Origin of the sequence: Candidatus Protochlamydia phocaeensis, from assembly GCF_001545115.1 — a bacterium.
GTDB classification, from domain to species: Bacteria; Chlamydiota; Chlamydiia; order Chlamydiales; family Parachlamydiaceae; genus Protochlamydia_A; species Protochlamydia_A phocaeensis.
This window is the reverse complement of sequence record NZ_FCNU01000021.1, coordinates 22,878-44,492: the sequence shown is the minus strand read 5'-3', so window position 1 is coordinate 44,492 and position 21,615 is coordinate 22,878. Positions and strand designations below refer to the sequence as shown.

18 protein-coding genes and 2 tRNA genes are annotated in these 21,615 nt (G+C 44.1%); 12 read left to right on the top strand and 8 right to left on the bottom strand.

From position 1 onward, the window contains the following. Positions 1-105 precede the first annotated feature (105 nt). Complete coding sequence (locus BN3769_RS07005) at positions 106-1,386, bottom strand: hypothetical protein (RefSeq protein WP_068468991.1); 1,281 nt, start codon at positions 1,384-1,386, stop codon at positions 106-108. Between the two features lie 339 nt (positions 1,387-1,725). Here BN3769_RS07005 and rsmH point away from each other — a divergent pair, with 339 nt between their 5' ends. The 5 genes from rsmH (at position 1,726) to BN3769_RS06980 (ending at position 7,381) form a co-directional block, all read left to right on the top strand. Then, positions 1,726-2,667 (top strand): 16S rRNA (cytosine(1402)-N(4))-methyltransferase RsmH, encoded by a 942-nt coding sequence (gene rsmH, locus BN3769_RS07000; RefSeq protein WP_068468989.1) that lies wholly within the window; start codon positions 1,726-1,728, stop codon positions 2,665-2,667. 4 nt (positions 2,668-2,671) lie between these two features. Continuing rightward, positions 2,672-2,971 (top strand): hypothetical protein, encoded by a 300-nt coding sequence (locus BN3769_RS06995; RefSeq protein WP_228840644.1) that lies wholly within the window; start codon positions 2,672-2,674, stop codon positions 2,969-2,971. A gap of 20 nt (positions 2,972-2,991) precedes the next feature. Beyond that, complete coding sequence (locus BN3769_RS06990; RefSeq protein ID WP_068468984.1) at positions 2,992-5,022, top strand: peptidoglycan D,D-transpeptidase FtsI family protein; 2,031 nt, start codon at positions 2,992-2,994, stop codon at positions 5,020-5,022. A gap of 107 nt (positions 5,023-5,129) precedes the next feature. Beyond that, positions 5,130-6,629: a UDP-N-acetylmuramoyl-L-alanyl-D-glutamate--2,6-diaminopimelate ligase gene (locus BN3769_RS06985; RefSeq protein ID WP_228840643.1), complete on the top strand. Its 1,500-nt coding sequence runs from the start codon at positions 5,130-5,132 to the stop codon at positions 6,627-6,629. Positions 6,630-6,637: 8 nt separating this feature from the next. Then, positions 6,638-7,381: an N-acetylmuramoyl-L-alanine amidase family protein gene (locus tag BN3769_RS06980; RefSeq protein WP_068468979.1), complete on the top strand. Its 744-nt coding sequence runs from the start codon at positions 6,638-6,640 to the stop codon at positions 7,379-7,381. An 11-nt stretch (positions 7,382-7,392) separates the two neighbouring features. Here the strand turns inward: BN3769_RS06980 and BN3769_RS06975 are convergent. After that, positions 7,393-7,466: transfer RNA gene (locus BN3769_RS06975), tRNA-Arg, on the bottom strand. Between the two features lie 335 nt (positions 7,467-7,801). On the opposite strand from BN3769_RS06975, the gene BN3769_RS06970 reads away from it, so the two are divergent. The 5 genes from BN3769_RS06970 to BN3769_RS06950 all read left to right on the top strand — a co-directional run bounded on the left by BN3769_RS06970 (position 7,802) and on the right by BN3769_RS06950 (position 13,106). Beyond that, positions 7,802-8,338 carry a hypothetical protein gene (locus tag BN3769_RS06970; protein ID WP_068468977.1) on the top strand — a complete coding sequence of 179 codons (537 nt, stop codon included), beginning with the start codon at positions 7,802-7,804 and terminating at the stop codon, positions 8,336-8,338. Between the two features lie 111 nt (positions 8,339-8,449). Further along, positions 8,450-9,892 (top strand): amino acid permease, encoded by a 1,443-nt coding sequence (locus BN3769_RS06965; protein WP_068468975.1) that lies wholly within the window; start codon positions 8,450-8,452, stop codon positions 9,890-9,892. Positions 9,893-10,120: 228 nt separating this feature from the next. Continuing rightward, positions 10,121-11,569 carry a decarboxylating NADP(+)-dependent phosphogluconate dehydrogenase gene (gene gnd / locus BN3769_RS06960; RefSeq protein ID WP_068468973.1) on the top strand — a complete coding sequence of 483 codons (1,449 nt, stop codon included), beginning with the start codon at positions 10,121-10,123 and terminating at the stop codon, positions 11,567-11,569. A 13-nt stretch (positions 11,570-11,582) separates the two neighbouring features. Then, complete coding sequence (locus BN3769_RS06955; RefSeq protein ID WP_068468972.1) at positions 11,583-11,846, top strand: hypothetical protein; 264 nt, start codon at positions 11,583-11,585, stop codon at positions 11,844-11,846. Between the two features lie 234 nt (positions 11,847-12,080). Continuing rightward, entirely contained in the window at positions 12,081-13,106 is a 1,026-nt protein-coding gene (locus BN3769_RS06950) for a hypothetical protein (protein ID WP_068468970.1), read from the top strand. Positions 13,107-13,138: 32 nt separating this feature from the next. Here BN3769_RS06950 and BN3769_RS06945 read toward each other — a convergent pair whose 3' ends face one another. The 6 genes from BN3769_RS06945 to BN3769_RS06920 form a co-directional block, all read right to left on the bottom strand. Further along, a complete protein-coding gene (locus BN3769_RS06945; RefSeq protein ID WP_068468968.1) occupies positions 13,139-13,771 on the bottom strand; it encodes a lysophospholipid acyltransferase family protein in 633 nt (210 codons plus the stop codon). A gap of 188 nt (positions 13,772-13,959) precedes the next feature. After that, the gene (gene cmk / locus BN3769_RS06940) at positions 13,960-14,652 is read right to left on the bottom strand and encodes a (d)CMP kinase (RefSeq protein WP_068468966.1); all 693 of its coding nucleotides are present in this window, start codon (positions 14,650-14,652) and stop codon (positions 13,960-13,962) included. A gap of 59 nt (positions 14,653-14,711) precedes the next feature. After that, the gene (locus tag BN3769_RS06935; RefSeq protein WP_068468964.1) at positions 14,712-15,578 is read right to left on the bottom strand and encodes a phosphatidate cytidylyltransferase; all 867 of its coding nucleotides are present in this window, start codon (positions 15,576-15,578) and stop codon (positions 14,712-14,714) included. A gap of 4 nt (positions 15,579-15,582) precedes the next feature. Next, positions 15,583-16,362 carry a polyprenyl diphosphate synthase gene (gene uppS / locus BN3769_RS06930; protein ID WP_068468962.1) on the bottom strand — a complete coding sequence of 260 codons (780 nt, stop codon included), beginning with the start codon at positions 16,360-16,362 and terminating at the stop codon, positions 15,583-15,585. 136 nt (positions 16,363-16,498) lie between these two features. Further along, positions 16,499-18,307: a translation elongation factor 4 gene (gene lepA / locus BN3769_RS06925; RefSeq protein ID WP_068468960.1), complete on the bottom strand. Its 1,809-nt coding sequence runs from the start codon at positions 18,305-18,307 to the stop codon at positions 16,499-16,501. A 146-nt stretch (positions 18,308-18,453) separates the two neighbouring features. Beyond that, a tRNA-Leu gene (locus BN3769_RS06920) sits at positions 18,454-18,537 on the bottom strand. 176 nt (positions 18,538-18,713) lie between these two features. Between BN3769_RS06920 and BN3769_RS06915 the strand changes: the two genes are divergently transcribed. Both BN3769_RS06915 and BN3769_RS06910 read left to right on the top strand, forming a co-directional pair. After that, positions 18,714-19,919 carry a M4 family metallopeptidase gene (locus BN3769_RS06915; RefSeq protein WP_068468958.1) on the top strand — a complete coding sequence of 402 codons (1,206 nt, stop codon included), beginning with the start codon at positions 18,714-18,716 and terminating at the stop codon, positions 19,917-19,919. A 134-nt stretch (positions 19,920-20,053) separates the two neighbouring features. Continuing rightward, a complete protein-coding gene (locus BN3769_RS06910) occupies positions 20,054-21,496 on the top strand; it encodes a DUF2851 family protein (RefSeq protein ID WP_068468955.1) in 1,443 nt (480 codons plus the stop codon). Positions 21,497-21,615 lie beyond the last annotated feature (119 nt).

Genomic DNA, 21,615 nt, shown 5'->3' with positions numbered 1-21,615 from the left:
AAAAGACTCCAAACTCAAGTTATAAATGTTAAGAGGGAATACTAAAACTTAAATTTGACCCGAAAAGGGAAGGCAGCTGCGAGAGAGCAGCTGCTGTTGATAGGCTTATTGATTTGAATGTATAGAAAGCGTTTTATTCACAAGAGATGTCACGCTATCTAATTTTGATAAGTTGATAGTGGTTTCATAGACTTTTAAAAAATCGGAGAGAAGAGGCGCTGCCAACGCTTCCATATCGCCCAATGTTTGGCTATTGTGTTCGCAAGCAAAGCCTTTGGATTGATAAATGAGCTTTTCCAGCCATTCGCCGATAGCTGCCGATCCTCTTTGATAGGGCATGCAATGGGCAAATAAATAGCGGATGAGGGCCACTTGCTCCATGAACGCTTGCCTATCTCCTGTAGAAGAATCCCATTGCATGGCTTTTTCAAAAAGTTTTGCCGTCTCTTCTAGGGTCTCATCAATGAGAAACTGATCTTGGTGCATGATGACGACGACAGAGCGCTTGATTCTTTCTACCGGATCGGTTTGATGATCTTGGTAGGTCCAGGTGATGTATTCCGATAAGGCGTACATTTTGCCGTTCATTTCCAGGCGCACCTTTCCAAATAGGAAAAGGGACTTAAGATAATCCGTATTTCCAATAAACCTAACTCCATCTGTAGTAAATATTTTTTGAGGGGAGGGGAAGGAATCCGCCAGTCCCTTAAGCGCATAGTTGACTTTTCCATGAATATAGAATGCCGTATGCTTTTGCTTGACGTACTTGACCATTTGCTTAAAGGTATCGATGATGTGTTGTTCTTCTAAGGTGGGAGGATAATGATTTTCATCGACTTGATTGACTTCAGGCATGGCTTTTACGTTTGGGTCTTCATCGACTTGTTTTATATAACTGGGGGGATAGCTGTCCCATTCCCTATCGGCTAAGTTTTGAGCATCTAAGATTTCTACCTCGAAAGAGCATCGTCTGCCCAAACACAATGTTTCCGTTTTAAATTTATTTTTATGTGGTTTGCCTTCGAGTGGAATTTCATTCTTAAGCAATTTGCTCAAAAAATGCGTGATTTTTGGATTGAACGCTCCATATTTTCCTGCTAAACCTGTATGGGACATATCGTCGATGACATCCCATCTTCTCCTTCCAAAATAATGGGCTTCCTCTGTTCCGTGGGAAATGGCCAGCTCGTGGCGTGTCTGAGCAAAAGAAGAAAGAGCCTGGTGGAAGAACTGTTTTAAATCCCTTTTTTCTTCTATAGCTTTTTCCAGACAAATAAGCTGCCGGGCAATGGCTGCGTCTCGTTTTTGAATATAATCGCGTTGCTGGCCGCCATAGGCAAGCGGATCTTGAGAGAGAATATAATTTGAAGTATTAAGATTAAGCATGGAATTCCTTAATTTTTTAATAAGATATTAATTAATAACCAAATAATAGAACGCGGAATGATTATAATAATTTAATTCAATCAAGGGAATACTTAATTTCCTATTCTATTTATTTGCTTGTATTATTTTTTTTTTTTTGAATTCGCTTTGTCATAAAAAATTATTCTTTATGCTAAGAGGTTCTCGTCGCATTGCTAATTGCCTTACGATGCGAAGAAAAGAATGGGAGTATAGGCGATGATAAATTCAGGGAAACTCTCTAAAGACTGGACTTAAACTCTCTTCTATAAGCAAAATAGTATTCTTCGATCATCTTATGGCTATTTACTTATTTAAATTATGAATACATCTGTCCCTCATCGTTCTGTTTTATTAGATGAAGTCTTGCAGGCTTTTGAAGCGACCGCATTAACGGTATTTGTAGATGGCACGCTTGGAGCGGGCGGTCATGCGGAAGCGCTTCTTAGAAGACATCCTGAAATTAAGTGCTACTTAGGCATCGATCAAGATCCTCAAGCGTTAGCTTTGGCCGGCGCTCGGCTGGAGCCTTGGAAGGATAAAATTCAATTAAGGCAGGGCAATTTTTCTCAATTCGATCAATTTTTAAAAGAGTTGGGTCTTGCAAACATGCAAGGCATACTCGTCGATTTAGGCGTCTCTTCTATGCAGCTTGACCAAGCAGAAAGGGGATTCAGTTTTTCTCGCGAAGGTCCGTTGGACATGCGCATGAATCCGCAAGGGCCTCTTACGGCTGCTGACATTGTCAATACCTGGTCCGAGCAGGAATTAGGCCGCATTTTCCGCGAATATGGCGAAGAGAAGAAATGGCGCGCAGCTGCGCACGCGATTGTTCAGGCTAGAAAAATAAAGCCTTTCCAGACGACGGTCGATTTGGCGGTAGCTCTGAGACCTGTTTTGCCCTGGAATCCTAAAAAAGGGATTAATCCTTTGACTCTTATTTTTCAGGCGCTTCGCATTTGCGTGAATGGGGAATTGGATGTGTTGGAGCAGCTATTGCCCAAAGCTATTGAGTATTTATCTCCAAAAGGACGTTTGGCCGTTATCAGTTTTCATAGTTTAGAGGACCGTCTTGTTAAAACGCAGATGAGGCTGGCGGCAAGCGACAAATGGGATACGGTTGGACTGGGAAGCGGCTTGTTCCGCGACAAAGAGCCTACTGTTTCTTTAATAACCAAAAAGCCGGTGGTTCCCACGGAAGAAGAAGTAGCGGGTAATCCGCGCAGTCGCAGTGCTAAGTTGCGGGTTATTGAAAAAATATGAGGGAATGATGGGGCTTCTCATCCGCCTGCTTGTCTGCATTTTAATTGCTGGAATTACGCTCTATAAATACATTGATAAACTCAATGAATTGACAGAGCTGAGGCTGTCCATCCCTGCTGTCACGAAAGAATTAAAGGAAATCCAAGAAGAAAATTTGGAGCTGCAATACAGTATAGAGCGCTTCGAAAGCCCTCTACACCTGATGGAGCTAGCGCGAAAGCCTGAATTCGGCCATCTCAAGCATCCGCCTTTGACGATGATATTAATGGTGCCCGAAGAAACCGTGGATGCAAACGAAGAATAGAGTTATTTACCAGATCAATTATGTCGAATGTACCTATTCACTCTTCAGAACGCAGCAGGCTTGTTTGGATTGCCTTGTTTCTCTTTGTTTTATTTTCCCTTCTGATTGCCCAATTTTATAACATTCAAATCCTAGAAGGTAAAAAATGGGCCCAGCAAGCACAGAAGCAGCATTTTTTTATCGTCAAAGAGCCTTTTATCCGCGGGACGTTTTATTCCAATCCTTTTATTAAAAAGGGGCATTTAGCCAATCCACAGCCATTTGTCATGGATGTTCCAAAATTCCATTTATACATTGATCCTGAGTCCATTCCCTCTCTTCTTAAAGAGGATATTTCTGATTATTTAAGCGCTTCGTTGGATGTGCCCCTTGCCGAAAGGCCTGTCTTCCGCCAACAGTTTGATAAGCAGACCCGCAGCCGCAAGCTGGCCATGTGGCTGGACAAGGAAACCTATCAGGCGATCTACAAGTGGTGGCAAGGCTATGCCAAGCAGCACAAGATTGCGCGGAATGCCCTTTTTTTTATTAAAGACTATCAGCGTTCCTACCCTTTTGGAAAGCTGCTTGGGCAAGTCTTGCACACCATTCAAAAACATAAAGATGAGGCGACTCATCAAGCGTTGCCGACAGGCGGGCTGGAGCTCTATTTCAATTCTTATTTGCAAGGCAAGCAGGGGAAAAGGCGGCTGATGCGTTCTCCGCGAAATTCTTTAGAGACGGGAGAAGTAATCGACTATCCGGATCATGGAGCGGATATTTACTTGACTATCAATCCTTGCCTGCAAGCCATTGCGGAAGAAGAAATCGAAAGAGGAGTCAAAAGATGCAAGGCAAAAGGCGGATGGGCTGCGATGATGGACCCTCGAACGGGAGAGATCCTAGCCCTTGCACAATATCCTTTTTTTTATCCTCCCGACTATCAAAATTATTTCAACGATCTGCAATCGGTTGAGCACACAAAAGTCAAGGCAATTACAGATGCCAATGAGCCTGGTTCCGTCTTTAAGCCTTTCACCGTCGCTGTGGCTTTAAAAGCCAATAAATATTTGAGGCAAAAGGGAGAAAAGGAACTTTTTTCTCCGGAAGAAAAGATGGCAACGAGCAATGGACGTTTTCCGGGCCGTTCCAAGCCAATTACCGATACCAGCTTGCATTACTATCTGAATATGGATATGGGGATGCAAAAATCCTCTAATATCTATATGGGGCGTTTAGCCGAGAAAATCGTTGCGCGCCTAGGAAATGAGTGGTATCGCCGGCAGCTTCAGCTATTTGGATTCGGTCAAAAAACGCATATTGAGCTGCCGGCGGAGAGTCCGGGAGTATTGCCGACTCCCGGTAAATATCATCCGAATGGCGCTCTAGAATGGTCTATTCCCACGCCTTTCTCGCTTGCCATGGGGCATAATATTCAAGTCACCAGCTTGCAGTTATTGCGCGCTTATTCTGTTTTGGCTAATGGCGGCTTTCTTGTCAGCCCGACCTTGGTTCGCCGCATCGTTAAAAGGGACCGCAATGGAGAAGAGTATGTACTAGTTGATAATACGACAGAGGAACGCCTAAAGCAGTTTCCCCGTGTATTAGATGAAGATATTGTTCAGCGCGTCGTGCAATCTATGCGCTATGTCACGAAACCGGGAGGAACGGCTATCCGGGCAGACGTTCCGGGATATACGGAAGTGGGGAAGACAAGTACGCCTAAAAAAATTGTCAATGGCGTCTATTCAGAAACGCTGTACTGTCCGACTTTTGCAGGGTTCACTCCTGTTAAAAATCCGGCATTTGTGCTGGCTGTGACGATGGATGAACCAGAATATGGCTATACTCCCGGCATTGGAAAAAATCACAATGGGGGAAATTGTACAGCTACCGTTTTCCGCGAGATAGCCAAACGTTCATTGGAGTATTTAGGCATTCCGACAGACGATCCTTATGGCTATCCTTATGGAGATCCGCGAAGCAATCTTGAAAAAACGGAATGGATGCCGGAAACGAGAAAGTTGCAAGAAATATACAATAAATGGAATAAGGTTCATCGAGTTGGTAAATAACGCCTTATTCGATTAAGGAATTGCTTGGCTAAAGGACATGCCCTAAAAATGATCGGATAAGTTTATCATTCCATACAAATATAGATAGGTGGATTTAATAGGCGCTCATGATGAAATTAAAAAAATTGCTAAAAGAGGTCTCCGATTATCAAATTAAGGGATCTAAAGAAATTTCCATTACTGGTATCAGCGCAAACTCGAAGCTAGTGGCTCCCGGCAATCTTTTTATTGCCAAGAAGGGGAAGACACATGATGGAGGACAATATATTCCCGAAGCAATTGAAGCGGGCGCCTGCGCTATTTTAACCGATCTTTTCGATCCTTCCCTTAAGCAAGCCGTTCAAATCATTCATCCGCGCATAGCGGAAATCGAGGGGACTCTAGCAGCGGAATTTTATCAGCATCCGTCCGATGAATTATTGATGGTCGGCATCACAGGGACAAATGGCAAGACAACGACCTCTTTTATTATCAAAAATTTATTGGATGAATTCCGAGGGCCTTGCGGATTGATAGGAACGATTGAGTATATTGTCGGAACCCACCGCTATCAGGCTTGCCGCACTACTCCTGAAGTGACTATGAACCATAAAATGCTGCGCGAAATGCGCGCCAATGGATGCCGCTCGGCTGTTATGGAAGTGACGTCTCATGCCCTCGATCAAGGGCGCGTCGATAAAATCGACTTCGATGTGGCTGTTTTTTCCAATTTAACCTTGGATCATTTAGACTATCATCAGACCATGGAAAGTTATTGTGAGGCTAAAAACAAGCTCTTTAGCCAGCTTGGCAAGTATACGAGAAAAAAATCCTCTCCCAAATACGCAGTAATCAATCAAGACAGCCCCTGGAGTGAATGTGTACTTAAAAACTGTTCAGCCATCCAGCTTTCTTATGGCTTAAATCCCATGGCCGATTTATATGCCTCGGATATTCAATTGGGCCGGCAGGGAACGCATGCCAACGTTACTTATCGAGGACAGACAATAAAGGCCTTTTGGCCTTTTGCAGGACGTTTCAACGTCTATAATTGTTTGGCATCCATGGGGGTACTTTTGACTCAAGGAATTTCTTTAGAGGCTATTATTCAGAAAATGGCCAATTTGCCATCTGTTAAAGGGCGCTTGGAACCTGTGCAAAATGAATTGGGATTAAAAATCTATGTGGATTTTGCCCATTCGGATGATGCGCTGGCCAATGTGTTGGAAACTTTAAAAGAAATTAAGAAGGGCAGGGTGATTACTGTTTTTGGCTGCGGTGGAGACCGCGATAAAACGAAGCGCCCTAAAATGGCAGAAGTAAGCGAGAAATATTCTGATTTGAGCATTGTCACTTCAGACAATCCGCGTTCGGAAGATCCTCAGAAAATTTGCCAAGAGATCATACAGGGATTTAAGCAAAAAGACTCTTATCTGGTAGAGGTGGATCGTCGGCAGGCGATTCAGAAGGCGATAGAAATCGCTCAACCGGAAGATATGATCTTAATTGCAGGCAAAGGCCATGAGGCTTATCAAATTTTTGCGCATAAAACAATTGAATTTGATGATGCCAAAGTGGCAGCCGATATTTGCTCCCAGCTCGCTCATCAGTCTCATTCTTGTATATAAAGGTAAGCATGTCTCGGTTGATTAGCTTGTTTAGCTTAATTTGGCTGGTTGTTTTATCAAACGCGTACGCTCAGCCTCTCTACCGTTCCAACGCTTCGCTAGCCAAGCCGGGTTCAATTCCCCAGCTAGGGCCAAAAGAGTTGGCTAATCCGGTCAAGCCCCCTTTGCTTGTTCAAAAATCTCTCATCGTCATCGATCCCGGCCATGGAGGCCATGATGTGGGAACGCAATCGATTTCTAAGCCGCGCTATCAAGAAAAATCGCTCAATCTCGTAACAGCGCAATTTGTTCGCGGTTTCTTGCAGCAGCTGGGCTACCAGGTCATCATGACGCGCGAAGACGATACATTCGTCTCTTTGGAAAAACGTGCACAGCTAGCAAATGAAAAAAAACCGGCTCTCTTTGTCAGCATCCATTACAATTCAGCGCCGAGTGCGCAAGCCCAAGGGATAGAGGTCTATTTCTATCAGTCTAAAGAAAAGAAAATGCGGGCGCAAAAATCCAAACGCTTGGCACAGGCGATTCTTAAAAATACAGTCGCGGAGACTCAAGCGAAATCGCGAGGAGTCAAGCATGGCAATTATGCGGTTATCCGCGAGACGACTATGCCGGCTATCCTCATTGAAGGGGGATTTGTGACCAATGAAGCAGAAATGAAGAATTTAAAAGATCCTACCTATTTAAAATCTTTGGCTTGGGGAATTGTAAAGGGCATCGACGAGTATACGGAAAAGAATAAGGGAGCAAAATAAGGAAAAAAGTGTGTCCTCGGCGCGACTCGAACGCGCGGCCTGTTGCTTAGGAGGCAACCGCTCTATCCACCTGAGCTACGAGAACATAAACTGCTAGCGAATGCTATAAATTCCTGTCTAATAGAGTAAAGGATTAAAGGGTTTCCCTCAAGTTCTTTCCGTCTTTCCCTTCACGAGCGGCTTTGCAAGGGGATAGGCCATTGCTTTTCATTTTTCTTCCCTTCAGGTGCAAGCTTCTCCTTTCCTCCTTTATAAGCTTTTCTTTATTTAAGAATAATTCAATTATTTATCGTTACTTGTTAAGTTAATTTAATTGATTGATTGAATTTTTATGATTTTAATAAATTAAAATTGAATTTAATGTTTTTTTTTGAATTAAAATTCAAAATAAATTGTGATTCATTTAATCAAAAGGAGTATATGTCTTTAATTCGCGATGTTGCGACTGTAGCAAGTATTTTTTCTCTTCCTATTGCTCCTGTTTCTTTTCCTATCATTGGGGCAATTGGTTTACCGGTAGCAGGAGTAAAGGCCCTCTATCATGCGGCGCAATGTTTTTATAACACTTATCAAAGAGATCAATTGTTTCCGGATAGAAGACCTCAAGAGTATATGACTCAAGAGGAGAAATTCTTTTCCAAAAAAGATTTGAAATGGTTGCAATATGAAAATAAGCGCACCGAGCATCGGGATCAATTATTTGAAAGCGGAAAGTTGGCCCGCGCATTTGCCAAGATGCTAGTTCCCATTTTTGGCATTTTCTGGGTGTTGAGCGAATTGAATGCAGGCGGAGCATCGGAAATAGGCTGCTGTTGCGTAGACGATGATCACTATAATCATTGGACTGATCGGGAAGCCGTTCAATATCATATTAACAGATTAGAAGAAAAATTGCGGAACGGTGAAACAGCGGAAGAGGCCATTCAAGCTATCTGCATCCGCGCTCAACGCAGTTAATGAGAGTAAAATTTATCCTGGGTTTTGATTCTTTTCCATTCTAAATTGATTTATCAAATTTAACTTTTATGTTATGCGTTGCTGTTTTAAGTTAAATTAGGATAAGCAATTATGAGTTTATGGAGAACAAAGTCATTAGAATTTTTAGAAGCTGAAGCGAATAGCGGAACGCAAAAACTTGAGCGTTCTTTAGGGGCGATGAGTTTAATTTTACTGGGAATAGGAGCGATTATTGGAGCTGGCTTATTCTCTATTACGGGCATTGCAGCGGCTGAAAATGCCGGGCCTGCCATCGTTATCTCCTTTCTTCTCGCTTCAATCGGCTGCGCTTTTGCAGGACTGTGTTTTAGCGAATTGTCATCAATGATCCCCATTGCAGGCGGAGCTTATACCTATACGTATGCGACATTGGGGGAGTTTGTGGCCTGGATCATCGGATGGGCTTTGATCTTGGAATATGCAGCCGGCGCAGCGGTTGTTGCCATTAGCTGGTCCGCTTATGTCGTCTCTTTCCTGCACGATTTTAACATTCATTTACCTGCCGCCTTATCGGCTTCTCCTTGGCAACCGACCCATCTTCCCGATGGAACCGAGATTCACGGCTTCATTAACCTGCCGCCTTTGCTCATTATTAGCCTGCTTTCCATTCTCTTAATTGGGGGAATCGATAAATCGGCAAAAGTCAACGCCGTTTTAGTTGCCATCAAAGTGGCCGTTGTCCTCATTTTCATTGCAGTGGGATTTCAATACATCAATCCAGACAATTATGAGCCGTTTATTCCACCCAATACGGGGACATTTGGCGAATTTGGATGGAGCGGGATTTTGCGGGCGTCAGGCATTGTCTTTTTAGCTTACATTGGTTTTGACGCCGTCTCAACGGCTGCTCAAGAAGTGAAAAATCCACAGAAAGATTTGCCTATCGGCATTATTGGCTCTTTAGGCGTATGTACAATCCTGTACGTTTTTTTTGCCCTGATTCTTGTTGGATTGGTCCATTACTCAAAGCTTAATGTAGCAGCGCCAGTCGCCCAAGCCATCAATCAAACGCCTTATCTGTGGTTGAATGGCTTGATCAAATTGGCCATCATTTCGGGATTGACCTCGGTCATTTTAGTATTGCTGCTTGGCCAGTCGCGCATCTTTTTTACCATGTCAAAGGATGGGCTGCTTCCTCCTGTATTTTCCCTTGTCCATTCTCGCTTCCACACTCCATGGGTATCCAATCTTGTTTTAATGGCGGTTGTCGGAATCTTTGCCGCTTTTGCTCCTTTATCTTTAGTCGGCCATTTGACAAGCATTGGAACGCTTTTGGCTTTCACAATTGTTTGCGCCAGCGTCATCGTTTTGCGCAAAACCCATCCTGACTTGAAAAGGCCTTTTAAGACTCCGTTTGTTCCGCTTGTGCCCATTCTTGGAATTGTCACTTGCTTAATCTTAATGTTGTCTTTGGGATGGGCGACTTGGGCCAGATTGACGATCTGGGTTTTAATTGGATTGGTTGTCTATTTCCTTTATGGGAAGCACAATAGCCATTTGGCTCGCCCGCGATAAAGACAGCTTTAGCTGGAATGGAAAAAAGTTGATGGCTGAACCATAGGCGAGCTTGTGGAGAAATGCGCGTAACCAATCAATATTCATAGATATCATTGGAAAATCATTGAAGCTCAGGACTTTGGTGGGGTGAAAAACCAATTTTTCGATTCCGCTGTGCATAGCGCTGGCATCTGAAATGGCAATATTATATGCTGCAAACAAGCAAGAATTTTTGAAGGTAGGGATATGGCAGAAGCAGATATTGGCTTGATCGGCCTAGCGGTCATGGGACAAAATTTAGTGCTGAATATGAATGACCATGGATATACCGTGGCTGTTTTTAACCGCACAGTGTCCAAAGTGGATGAATTTTTAGAAGGACCGGCCCGCGGGACGCGCGTGATCGGTACACATTCGTTGGAAGAATTTATTCAAAAGCTCAAGCGTCCGCGCCGCATTATGCTGATGGTGAAAGCAGGCGATGCGGTTGATTCTTTCATTCAGCAATGCCTGCCTTATCTTGAACCGGGGGACATCATCATCGACGGCGGCAATAGCTTATTTACGGATACAAACCGCCGCTGCCGCGCCCTTAAAGAAAAAGGGATCGCTTTTATTGGCACAGGTATTTCAGGTGGGGAGGAAGGCGCACGCCATGGACCCTCTATTATGCCGGGAGGAAATCCTCAAGCCTGGCCGCATGTCAAAGATATTTTTCAATCTATCAGCGCTAAAGTGGATGGGGAACCCTGCTGCGATTGGGTGGGAGAAGACGGAGCTGGTCATTACGTTAAAATGGTGCATAACGGTATCGAATATGGCGATATGCAATTGATTTCCGAAGCATATTTCCTTCTCAAGCATGCCTTAGGGTTGAAGCAACATGAGCTGCAGGTTGTCTTTGCTAAATGGAATGAAGGTGATCTGGACAGCTACTTGATTGAAATCACCTCTAAAATTTTCGAAGTTAATGACGAGGATGGCTCACCTTTGCTCGACAAAATTTTAGACGTGGCAGGTCAAAAGGGAACGGGAAAATGGACGGTCATCAATGCCCTTGATTTGGGAATGCCGCTGACATTGATTGGCGAAGCGGTTTTTGCACGCTGCTTGTCCTCTTTAAAAGACGAGCGTGTGGCGGCAAGCGCCTTGCTTAAAGGCCCCGATGCAAAATTTACGGGCAACCGCGAAGAGTTCACTCATGCCATCCGCCAAGCGCTTTATTCATCTAAGATCATTAGCTATGCCCAAGGCTTTATGCTCATGAAGCAGGCTGCTGCCGATTATAAATGGAATCTCAATTATGGGGCCATTGCCCTTATGTGGCGTGGGGGATGTATCATACGTAGCCAATTTTTAGGCAAGATCAAAGAAGCTTTCAACCATAATCCGGATTTAAAGAACCTGCTTTTGGACAGCTATTTCTTGCAAGAATTGCAACAGAGACAGCAAGGATGGCGCCAAGTAGTAGCTAAATCGGCTGAGTTGGGAATTCCGGCTCCCTGCTTTAGCACGGCTTTGGCTTTTTATGATGGCTATCGCACAGCCCAACTGCCTGCCAACCTCCTCCAAGCTCAGCGCGATTTCTTTGGCGCCCATACATATGAGCGCATTGACCAGCCGCGCGGACAATTTTTCCATACCGATTGGTCAGGAACGGGAGGAAAAGTCAGCGCAGGCTCCTACAACGCTTAATGAGCCCACCCTCATGCCGGGCGTTTGGCCATCCTATCAAGCGCTCGGCAAAAAAAACTTCCTATCCCGCCATCCTAATGCCATTAAGGCCCAACCATGGGCTGTGACAACCGGATCGATCAAAATTTTGCCAACAGCTTGGGCAGTCTTTCTTCCTGCAGGAAGGGCTTTAACGACCTTGGCCAAGCGGACAGGAATTTTTGCGCCGAAGCCAGGACATCTCCCGGCAACTGCAAAAATGCCGCCTAAAATAAAAAGTCATTCGAAAAAAATGTAAGGGGTTTAATTCAATCACCTAAACGCCTCTCTTCTTTCGACTTGAATCATTCATCCTTTCCATTCCCAGCATAAGCCAGACTTCATTCATTAATGAATGAGGGGAAATAAAAATATTTATTTTTTATTCTTTGTAATTTCTTTTGATAAATAATTAACTTTAAATTTAATATATATATATTAATTTTTTTCTGGAAGTTAATTGATTTATTAATTCTTTGATAAAAACTGAAGCATGCTAAGTATATCCCATTTTGAAACAGGCATTAAAATAACAGGGCAGAGCCAAGATATTGAAGGGGATGGCACCCTAGAGGCTACCGATCCAGAGAATGTGGATTTAATAAATGAGCCAGAGAATAAAGAGGTCATTCAAAGCAAACAAATTGCTTTAAAAATTGATACGATCTTTAAAGCGTCTATTAACGTCATCGGTCAAGCCTTTCAAGATCATGTGCAGATCCCAACAGCGTTAGAAGCAATTAATAAGTTGCTTAAGCAAGGGGTTTTAATAACCCGAGAAGTCGAGATAAAAGGGTATGATCGGGAAGAAATTAAATTGAATTTTAATTTTAAACGGAATGGATTCGGATACTGCACACTTGAAGCGGATGCCGTTGCAGGATTAAACGAGTTAGCGCAAAGGCCTGAAAATCGTGCGATGCGCGTCGCTTTTAGAAAGCTGATGATTTCGGAGCTTGAAAAATGGGGAAAAACTCAAGGCTTCTCTTTTAAGGCGGTTATTCCTGTGGATACCGTTTATAGAAAAACAGATCAAACAGCGCGTGCGATTTTTAATTCTGTCTTTCTATCCCATGTCGATTTTTCTGCTTATGACTCTGAAATCTTAAAACATTTCAAAGATACGTGGAAGCCGAATATGGAAGAAATATTGGGCTCTCAAATGTCTGATGAAGACTATCATCAAATGAAAGTCGTTCAAATGGTTAATATATGGATGCCGCTCAATAGGGAAACACCGGAAAATATTTTAGCCCTGTTAGATATTTCAAGTATGCAAGGCCAAGAATTGCGTCCTTATACGGCGGTCCGCAGAGGCGGCAGGCGTTTCTTTACGGCTCTGGCTCTCGCTGATAAGCCCTGGCATCAATGGATTTTTCAGTTTGATATGAAGCGTGGAGATGCTGTTATTTTTGATTCGTTTAAAACGCCCCATACAGCCGTACAAATTGAGCGGCTTTCTGCGGTTCCTGCTAGAGAAAGCGTAGAAATTCGAGCGCTATTTATTGATTATCCTTAAACGCACCTCCTTTTGCCTTCCTTGCCTGATCCTTATTCTTTTGCACCTGCTTCGAGCCAATTGCGAAGCTCTCCAATCGATTGTTGAACGCGCTTGGTTAGCTGCTCTTGCGCGTCTTTTTTATTCAAATGAAGATAGGCATCAACGAGGATAGGAGAGCCGAATACGCAAGTAATTGGAGGGCCTATTTTAGGGAAGCGTCGCTGTCGAGGCCAGGCTTCGAATGTGCCTGAAATATAAATAGGGATGATCGGACAATGCATGCGCAGGGCAAGCATTGCAATGCCGGATTTAATGGGATTGAGCGTCCCGTCTTCCGAGCGAATCCCTTCTGGAAAAATGACGACTTTTTTTCCTTCGCTCAATAGTTGGCAGATAATCTTGAAAGAATAAATATCTTGAGCGGATCCATGAACGGGGTGGGCGTTGAGATGTTTAAGAAACCAGCCGAATAAAAAATGGCGGAAAAGACTGGCCCGGGCCAGGTAATGCACTTCTTCCGGACAACAGGCCCCAATGAGCGGCGGATCAAAGAAGGAGGTGTGGTTTGGGGCTAAGATGGCGCTTCCGGGGACGATGTTCTGCTTTCCATAGATACGACAGCGATGGAACAGTTTAAAATAGCCTTTAGCGCAATATAAGACTATCCAATATAAAATGTGCATATCAACCTGAGTTTTGAGTTTTTTGTCCTTTGGGCTGCTTGAAAGCTCTCGCAAATGAAAATGGCAAGCGGGCCAATTCTTTTAATATAGGCCTGCTTAGCATTTGTTCATATTCTAGGGATATGCCCTAGGCTTTGACGCAGTCCAAAGGACAAAAAAATCAAAACTCAGGTTATTAGCTAGATGGCTCAAGAGGCAATACTGCGTTTGGTTTTTAAGGAGTCTCTATATTCTAAAATTTTGTGAACCACTTCATCGATCGTCAAGTCTGACGTATCAACCACAAAGGCATCTTCGGCCTGTTTGAGGGGAGAATGCTCACGGGTAGAATCGTAATGGTCGCGCTTTGTAATTTCTTCCAAGCATTTCTCCAAAGTCAGGTTAGCCGCTGCTTCAGGATATTTAGTGGTCAGCTCATCATAGCGTCTCTGAGCGCGCACTTCTTTGCGGCCTGTCAAGAAGACTTTAAGGGCGGCATCAGGGAAAACCACTGTTCCCATATCGCGTCCTTCAAAAACGGCATTGACCCCCACGGCAAGCTCGCGTTGAATAGAGACAAGCTTATCCCTGACTTCTTTTTTAGCAGAGACGCGGGAAACGGCCGATGTGACTTCTTCCCCCCTAATTTTTTGCGTAATATCTTCACCTTCAAAAAAATAATGACGCTCGTGGCGAAGCACTTTAATATCAAATTGAAAATGGTCTAGGAAATCTTTAAGTTGGTCGGAATTATCGATGTCGACCTGATGTTTAAGAATGCCATAAGTCAAAGCCCGGTACATCGCACCTGTGTCGAAGAAGATATATCCAATTGCTTGGGCCAGCTTTTTGGCAATTGTGCTTTTTCCTGTTGCAACAGGTCCATCAATGGTAATGATCATAATTGTCTCTTCTTTCTTAATATTATTTCATTAAGTGCCTAGAATGTCCACATCATGCGCTATCCTATAAACTGCATCTTGAGTAAAAGATACATCAAAGGCAAGGTAAATACAAGCGAATCCACTATATCGAGAACACCGCCTAAACCGGGGAGATGATTGCTATCCTTTACTCCGGCATCGCGTTTGAGAATGGATTCTGCCAAATCTCCGAATTGAGATAGAATGCTTATCAGCAATCCAAGCCAAATACTCTGCCATAAAGTGATCTTTAATATGTTAAGGGGATGCAAATGAAGAAAATAGAGATGGAAGACAAAGCTGGTGATTAAAGCTGCAGCTGTTCCTCCGATGGCCCCTTCGACAGTTTTTTTAGGGCTGATATAAGGGGCTAGCTTGGTCTTGCCGAATATTTTACCGGAGAAATACGCTCCCACGTCTGTCATTTTAGTCACAATCAAGACATAGGTCAGCCACAAGCGGCCATCATTTAATGTTTCGGAACTAAAAAAATAATTGATGCGCAATCCGCAACTCAAAGGAATGGCCAAGTAAGCGAGGCCAAAGAAGGTCACGGCTAAATTAGCTAATGGGTTTTGCTGCCGATTAAAAAAAGCTGCAAAGAAGAGGATGAGCGAACCGAACAAGGTAAGGGTAGGCAATGTCTGCAAATGCAAATGATGCAAGCTGAAATAGCTGGCAATGACATAAGCGGTGGCTGTACCGACCCCCAATGCAATGAGCGGCTGAAAACCTTTATGCTCAGCTAAACGGTAATATTCAATTAGGGCCAAGCCAATGATGGCTGCATTGAGCAAGATGAAAAACGGTTTGAATAGCGGATGATTGGAAAAATAAATCGTGAAGGCCAGCAAGGTAATACCGATGCTGCTCATGATGAGTCGCTGTCTAAAATGGCTCGTCATGTGATTAATTGCCTCCCAAACGCCGATCGCGTTCTTGATAATCTAAAATTGCTTCTAAAAGATGCTGAGGACTAAAATCCGGCCAAAGCACCGGAGAGATGTAAATTTCCGTATACGAAATTTGCCATAATAAAAAATTGCTGATGCGCAGCTCGCCGCTCGTGCGAATTAATAGCTCGGGGTCTTGCCAGTCATGCGTATCCAAATAACGGGAAATTGTCTCTTCATTAATGTCGTCTTTTGAAAAATGCTTGCGATCATAGTCTTGCAGCATTGCCTTGAATGCCCGGCAAAGCTCATTTCTCGCTCCATAATTAAGGGCTAAAATCAGGCGGATTTTATCGCACTCTTGTGTAGCCATTTTAGTGTCATGGATCGTCTGCCTAAGAAAAGGAGGGAGGCTGTTTAGTTCGCCGATGGTTTCCAGCTTGATTCCGTTTTGAACCATTTCTTCGCAATGCTCGGTCAAATATGAGCTGAACAAAACCATTAAAGCCATGATCTCTTCTGCAGGTCTGGTCCAATTTTCGGTGGAGAAGCAAAAGAAAGTAATTCCCTTGACGTTTAGTTCTTTCGCCGCTTTGACGACTTCCATCAAAATATCGGCACCCTCGCGATGGCCTTCGTTAGCAGAGGAAAGGCGCTTTTTGGCCCAGCGTCGATTTCCATCGGGAATAATGGCAATATGGCGAGGAATGCGTGAGCGATCCAAACGCGCAAGCTGCGCGGGATGGAAACGGGTAGACTTTTCCTGGAAAGGCATAACAGCCATATCAACCGACATAAAAAAATCCTATAGAATAAAGGTTTGCGAAAGAATAACTAAAATAGAATTGCACGAGTAGTTTTTTTTATTTTCGCTTTGCCTTTTATACCGAAGTGAATGCAGAAATCAATTTGAAATCACTTCGGTAAAATCGTTAGTCGCCTGCTTTTAAAACTTCCATGAAAGCGCTTTGAGGGATGTTGACCTTTCCTATCTCCTTCATGCGCTTCTTCCCTTTCTTCTGCTTTTCCCATAGCTTGCGTTTACGAGTGATGTCTCCGCCATAGCATTTTGCGGTCACGTTCTTGGTGATGGCGCGTATGGTTTCACGAGCGACGATTTTTCCGCCAATTGCGGCCTGAATGGGGACTTTAAATAATTGCATGGGAATGACTTCTACCAGCTTGGCGCAGATGGCCCTTCCTTTGCTTTCTGCCTTAGAGCGGTGGACTAGGCATGAAAATGCGTCAACAGGCTCTTCATTGACCCGAATCTCAAGTTTAATGATATCGCTTTGTTCATAAGAGTCGAATTCATAATCAAATGATCCATAGCCTTTCGTAATGGACTTGAGCTTGTCATTAAAATCGGTGATAATTTCATTTAGCGGAAAGCGGTAGGTAAGCAGCAAGCGTCTCGCATCCATGGTTTCTGTCTTTACGCAGACGCCGCGCTTATCCATCCCCAGATTCATGATGGCTCCTAAGTATTCCGACGGGATCATGATATGGCATTTGACCCAAGGCTCTTCGACTAAGTCGATAAAGGTCGGATCAGGATAATGGGCGGGATTGTCCACTTCTTTGGATGTTCCGTCATTGAGCGTAAAGCGGTAAATGACGCTTGGAGCTGTCGAAATGATGTCGATGTCGAATTCACGTTGAATGCGTTCGAAGACGATTTCCAAGTGAAGAAGGCCCAAGAATCCGCAGCGGAATCCAAATCCCAAAGCCGTACTGCTTTCTTGTTCGATATGCAAGGCCGAATCGTTGAGCTGAAGCTTGACGAGCGCATCGCGCAAAGCCTCGAAATCCGTTGCATCAATGGGATAAATTCCGGCAAATACGACAGGTCGGATCAAGCGAAAGCCCGGCAATGGATCGGCAGCAGGGTATTTCTGCAAAGTAATGGTGTCGCCGATCTTGACATCCGTCGTGTTTTTAATATTGGCGATCATATAGCCCACTTCGCCTGGTCGCAAAGAATCGACAGGCTTTTCTTTGGGCGTAAACATTCCCACTTCCAACACTTCGAAATTTTTATTGGTCGCCATCATTTTAATCAGCGATCCCTTTTTGATTTCACCGCTCATGATGCGGATATACACCATTACGCCGCGATAAGTGTCATAATGTGAATCAAAAACCAAGGCCCGCAGAAGGTCGTCTTCCGGCTCTTTTGGAGAAGGAACAGAAGTCAAGATGCGCTCTAATACCTGGTCTATTCCAATGCCCGATTTAGCCGAGCAGCCAATGGCATCCGATGCGTCTAGTCCGATCACATCTTCGATCTGCTTGCGGACGCCTTCCACATCTGCGGCAGGAAGGTCAATTTTATTGATAACGGGAACGATCTCCAGGTTTCTTTCCAAAGCCAAGTGGACATTTGCCAGACTTTGCGCTTGCACGCCTTGGCCGGCATCGACGACAAGCAAAGCTCCTTCACAAGCGGCAAGAGAGCGCGACACTTCATAAGTAAAGTCAACGTGGCCGGGAGTGTCAATCAAATTGATTTGATAAATTTCGCCATCTTTGGCCTCATAATACATGGTGACAGGATGCGCTTTGATGGTAATCCCTCTTTCTCGCTCTAAGTCCATGTCATCGAGAAGCTGCTCTTGCATATCGCGGGCGGCAACAGTATGAGTCAACTCAAGGAGACGGTCAGCTAAAGTCGATTTGCCATGGTCGATATGAGCAATAATTGAAAAATTACGAATATTTTTTATGTTGTATTTGTACATGTGATAGTTTTCCAAAATAATTAGGAAGAGAAATAAATTTAATTGATTTAGCTAAACTTTTCAAGAGGGGAGTGAAATAGATAATCTCTCTCTCATGCTCGATTGAAATAGGGCCAACGCTACAAGAAAATAAAGATCGAAAAAGTTGCGGCCAAGATGACTCGAACATCCACCGAGTTGCCCCGACTAGAACCTGAATCTAGCGCGTCTACCAATTCCGCCATGGCCGCAAAGAAAATACCGAATGGAATTGAGGATGATTATAAAGCAACAACTGATTTTGGTAAATTGAATAATGCATGTGGAGTGAAATAGTAAAAAATAAAAAAATTTTTTGACAAAGCAAACTAAACCCATTATGAATGGAATGAAGCTCTAAACGGAAAAAACTAATAGGAGGGTTGATATGCAATCTGTTTCATCATCGCCAGTTGTTCAGGCATGGCATCCAAACTTTGTGGGGCATAGTTTTTTTAAAACAGCTTTAGAAAAATGTAAGGCCGAGCATCAGGAAACTGAGCTTGGGAAGGAATTGATAGAACACTTTGAAGCGCATATTAAAGATTTGCAAGAGTTAATCCAGCATTATCACCCTTTGACGGTTGAATTGCGTGAAAAGATAAAAGAGCTATTCGGCAGCGATAAAGCGTTGAATAAAGTGTATTCTGCCGGCAGTCATTATATCCCTTTAAATTTTACTAAGGGCATTCTTCAACGCCAAGATGTAGGCAAAAAAACAAACGAAAGTGCGGATCCCGTCGTCAATCAAGCCTATGACATCACAGCCGTCACGCAGCAATTTTACAAATCTGTGCATAGCATTGATTTAAATAAGCTGCTGGCCGAATCTGTGGCTAGCACATTACCTTTAGTGTCTATTGTTCATTACGGCGGAGCGTCCGGAACGAAAACAGGCTATGACAATGCCTTTTGGACTCCCCAGCCAGGTGAAATGGTTTACGGCGATGGCAGATTCTTTAAACCGTTAGTCGGAGAGCCGACAGTCGGCATTCATGAAATCTCCCATATGGTAACGCAAGAGTTGGGAGGAGCGAAGGTGAGCCAGACAGGCAAACCGACGGGGATTGATTATGTAGCGGATGCAGGCGGAATAAATGAAGCTAATTCGGACCAAGCGGCCGTCGCTGCTTTACAGCAAAAAGACAAAAAAATGCCGCGCGATGAGGATTGCCCATGGCGCATCGGTCAGGGATTATTTAGAGACAATCCTAGCTATGCGCTGCGCGATATGAAGCAGCCAGGAAACGGCTATAAAGATGATCCGTATCTGGGCAGCGATCCGCAAGCGGGCTATGATGACTATCTGAGCTGGAAGGATCATGCGCAGGATGTCGATCCGCACTTGTCTTCGGCTGTCGGCCTCAAATGGTATTATGAAACGGCCGTTTTATGCGCGGATGCCAAGAACCTCCCCACTTGGGAAACGGTTGAAAAAATTCGGGTTGCCGCTCTGCCTTTATGTCCGGCTAACGTCACCTATCCGCAATACGCCACTGTTACCATGAAAGTGGCCCAAGAGCTTTTCCCTGAGACGGATGCCATCTGGCAAAATGTTGGCAAAGCATGGGGTGTTGTGAAGGTATTGACCTAATCCGCTATTTTTGGAGCGTGGCCGCTTGCTGCTGCGCTCCTTCCTTCCTCTATATTTTTTAATTCAGATAAATATTAGAAAAAAATAGCAGAAATGGCTTATGGTTTGTCTCAAAAAATAATTAATCATTCGCCATGTTCTCTCTTTATCCTCATCTTCTCGATCCCTTCCCGTGCGCATCGGAAAAAAAACAGGCTTACGCTTTACTGACTGAAAGGCATTTGCAAGCTGTCTGGCTGGAACAAAAATATGTGCGCGGGTGGACGACTAAAGAAGGGGAGAGAATAGAGGTGCTTTCTCCTGGAATTTGGAATACAGAGGCAGGGCCCGATTTTTTAAAGGCCCATATCCGCATTGGCAAGCAAGAGTATAGAGGCGATATAGAGATTCATTTAAGCGATGAGGAGTGGTATGCTCACGGCCATCATCAAGATCCCCGCTACAATCAAGTCATGCTGCATCTGTCCTACCACCTTCCGTCTCGTGCATTATCTATTAGGAAAGAGAACGGCCAGGCTGCCGTCCAAGTTTATGTGGAGAAAAGCTTGAGCGTTCCGCTTTCCCGTCTCATGCGCTTGGTCGATTTAGATCTTTATCCTTATAGACGCTTTGTCAGCAGCGGGAAATGCGAGAAAGAGCTTTTTCAGCGTTTAAGCGAATCTCAAATTAAAGATTTGTTGATGTCAGCCGCTTACTGGCGTTTAGAAAGAAAAGCTGATTATTTGCAAAATCGGCTGGCCGACCGTTCTCTTCAGTTGGCAGGAGGCATGGCGATGGCTCTGGGGTATCGGCACAATGCGGAGGCGTTCTTAGAGCTATTTTTATTTTTGCTTCCCTACCGGGATCTTCCTTATTCCGATTTATTGGCCATCGCTTTGGGTTGCTGCGGCTTTTTCGAAGAGGGGCGTAAATGGAGTTGGGAGCAGTCGATCTATTATCAACAGCTGCGAACAGCTTGGGGTGCATGGAAAGATCAGATTATCCACCAAGCCTCGCTGCGCTTGGACCGCATCCGGCCGCTCAATCATCCTATTCGACGCTTGGCTTATTTAGTCAAGCTTCTGCAAGATCGCAAACTCGATTCTTTGTGGTTTGATTTATTAGCGGTCTGGCAAGCGCAGGCGATAGATGTCCAATCTCCGAAAGAAGTGGTTAAACTGGTGCAGCGGCTCATTGACCTTATTCCCAATTATGAAGACCCCTATTGGAAGCGGCACTTTACCTTTGAAGCTTGCGTTCAAAGAGAAGAGTTGCCGTTGGTCGGAGAAGATCTCAAGCGAGAGATGCTAATCAATACGTATTTGCCCTTGCTTTATGCCACTATTAAAGAAAAAGGAGATTATGAGGAATGGCGCGCTTTTCAACGGCTATACCAAACATTAAAATCTCCTCTCTCCAGTAAGAAACGTTATTTGATGCATCGCTTTTTTGGGGAAAGTTCCAAAAAGAATCTTTTAAAGTACTCCGAAATGGCTCAAGGAGCCTATCAACTGCATAAAGATTTCTGCTTGCATTTTGAAGCAAGCTGTGATGGCTGCCCTTTTGTCGAGCGCTATCTTAGCCGGGAAATGTCTTAGCAATAGGCAGAAGGAGTGAGCGAAGGTCATTATGAATTTAAAAGATTTCATCAAGCATCAGCATGCATCATTGCCTAGCTGATCAATTCCGGGCTATTGAAGGAGCATGCGCTGATAAG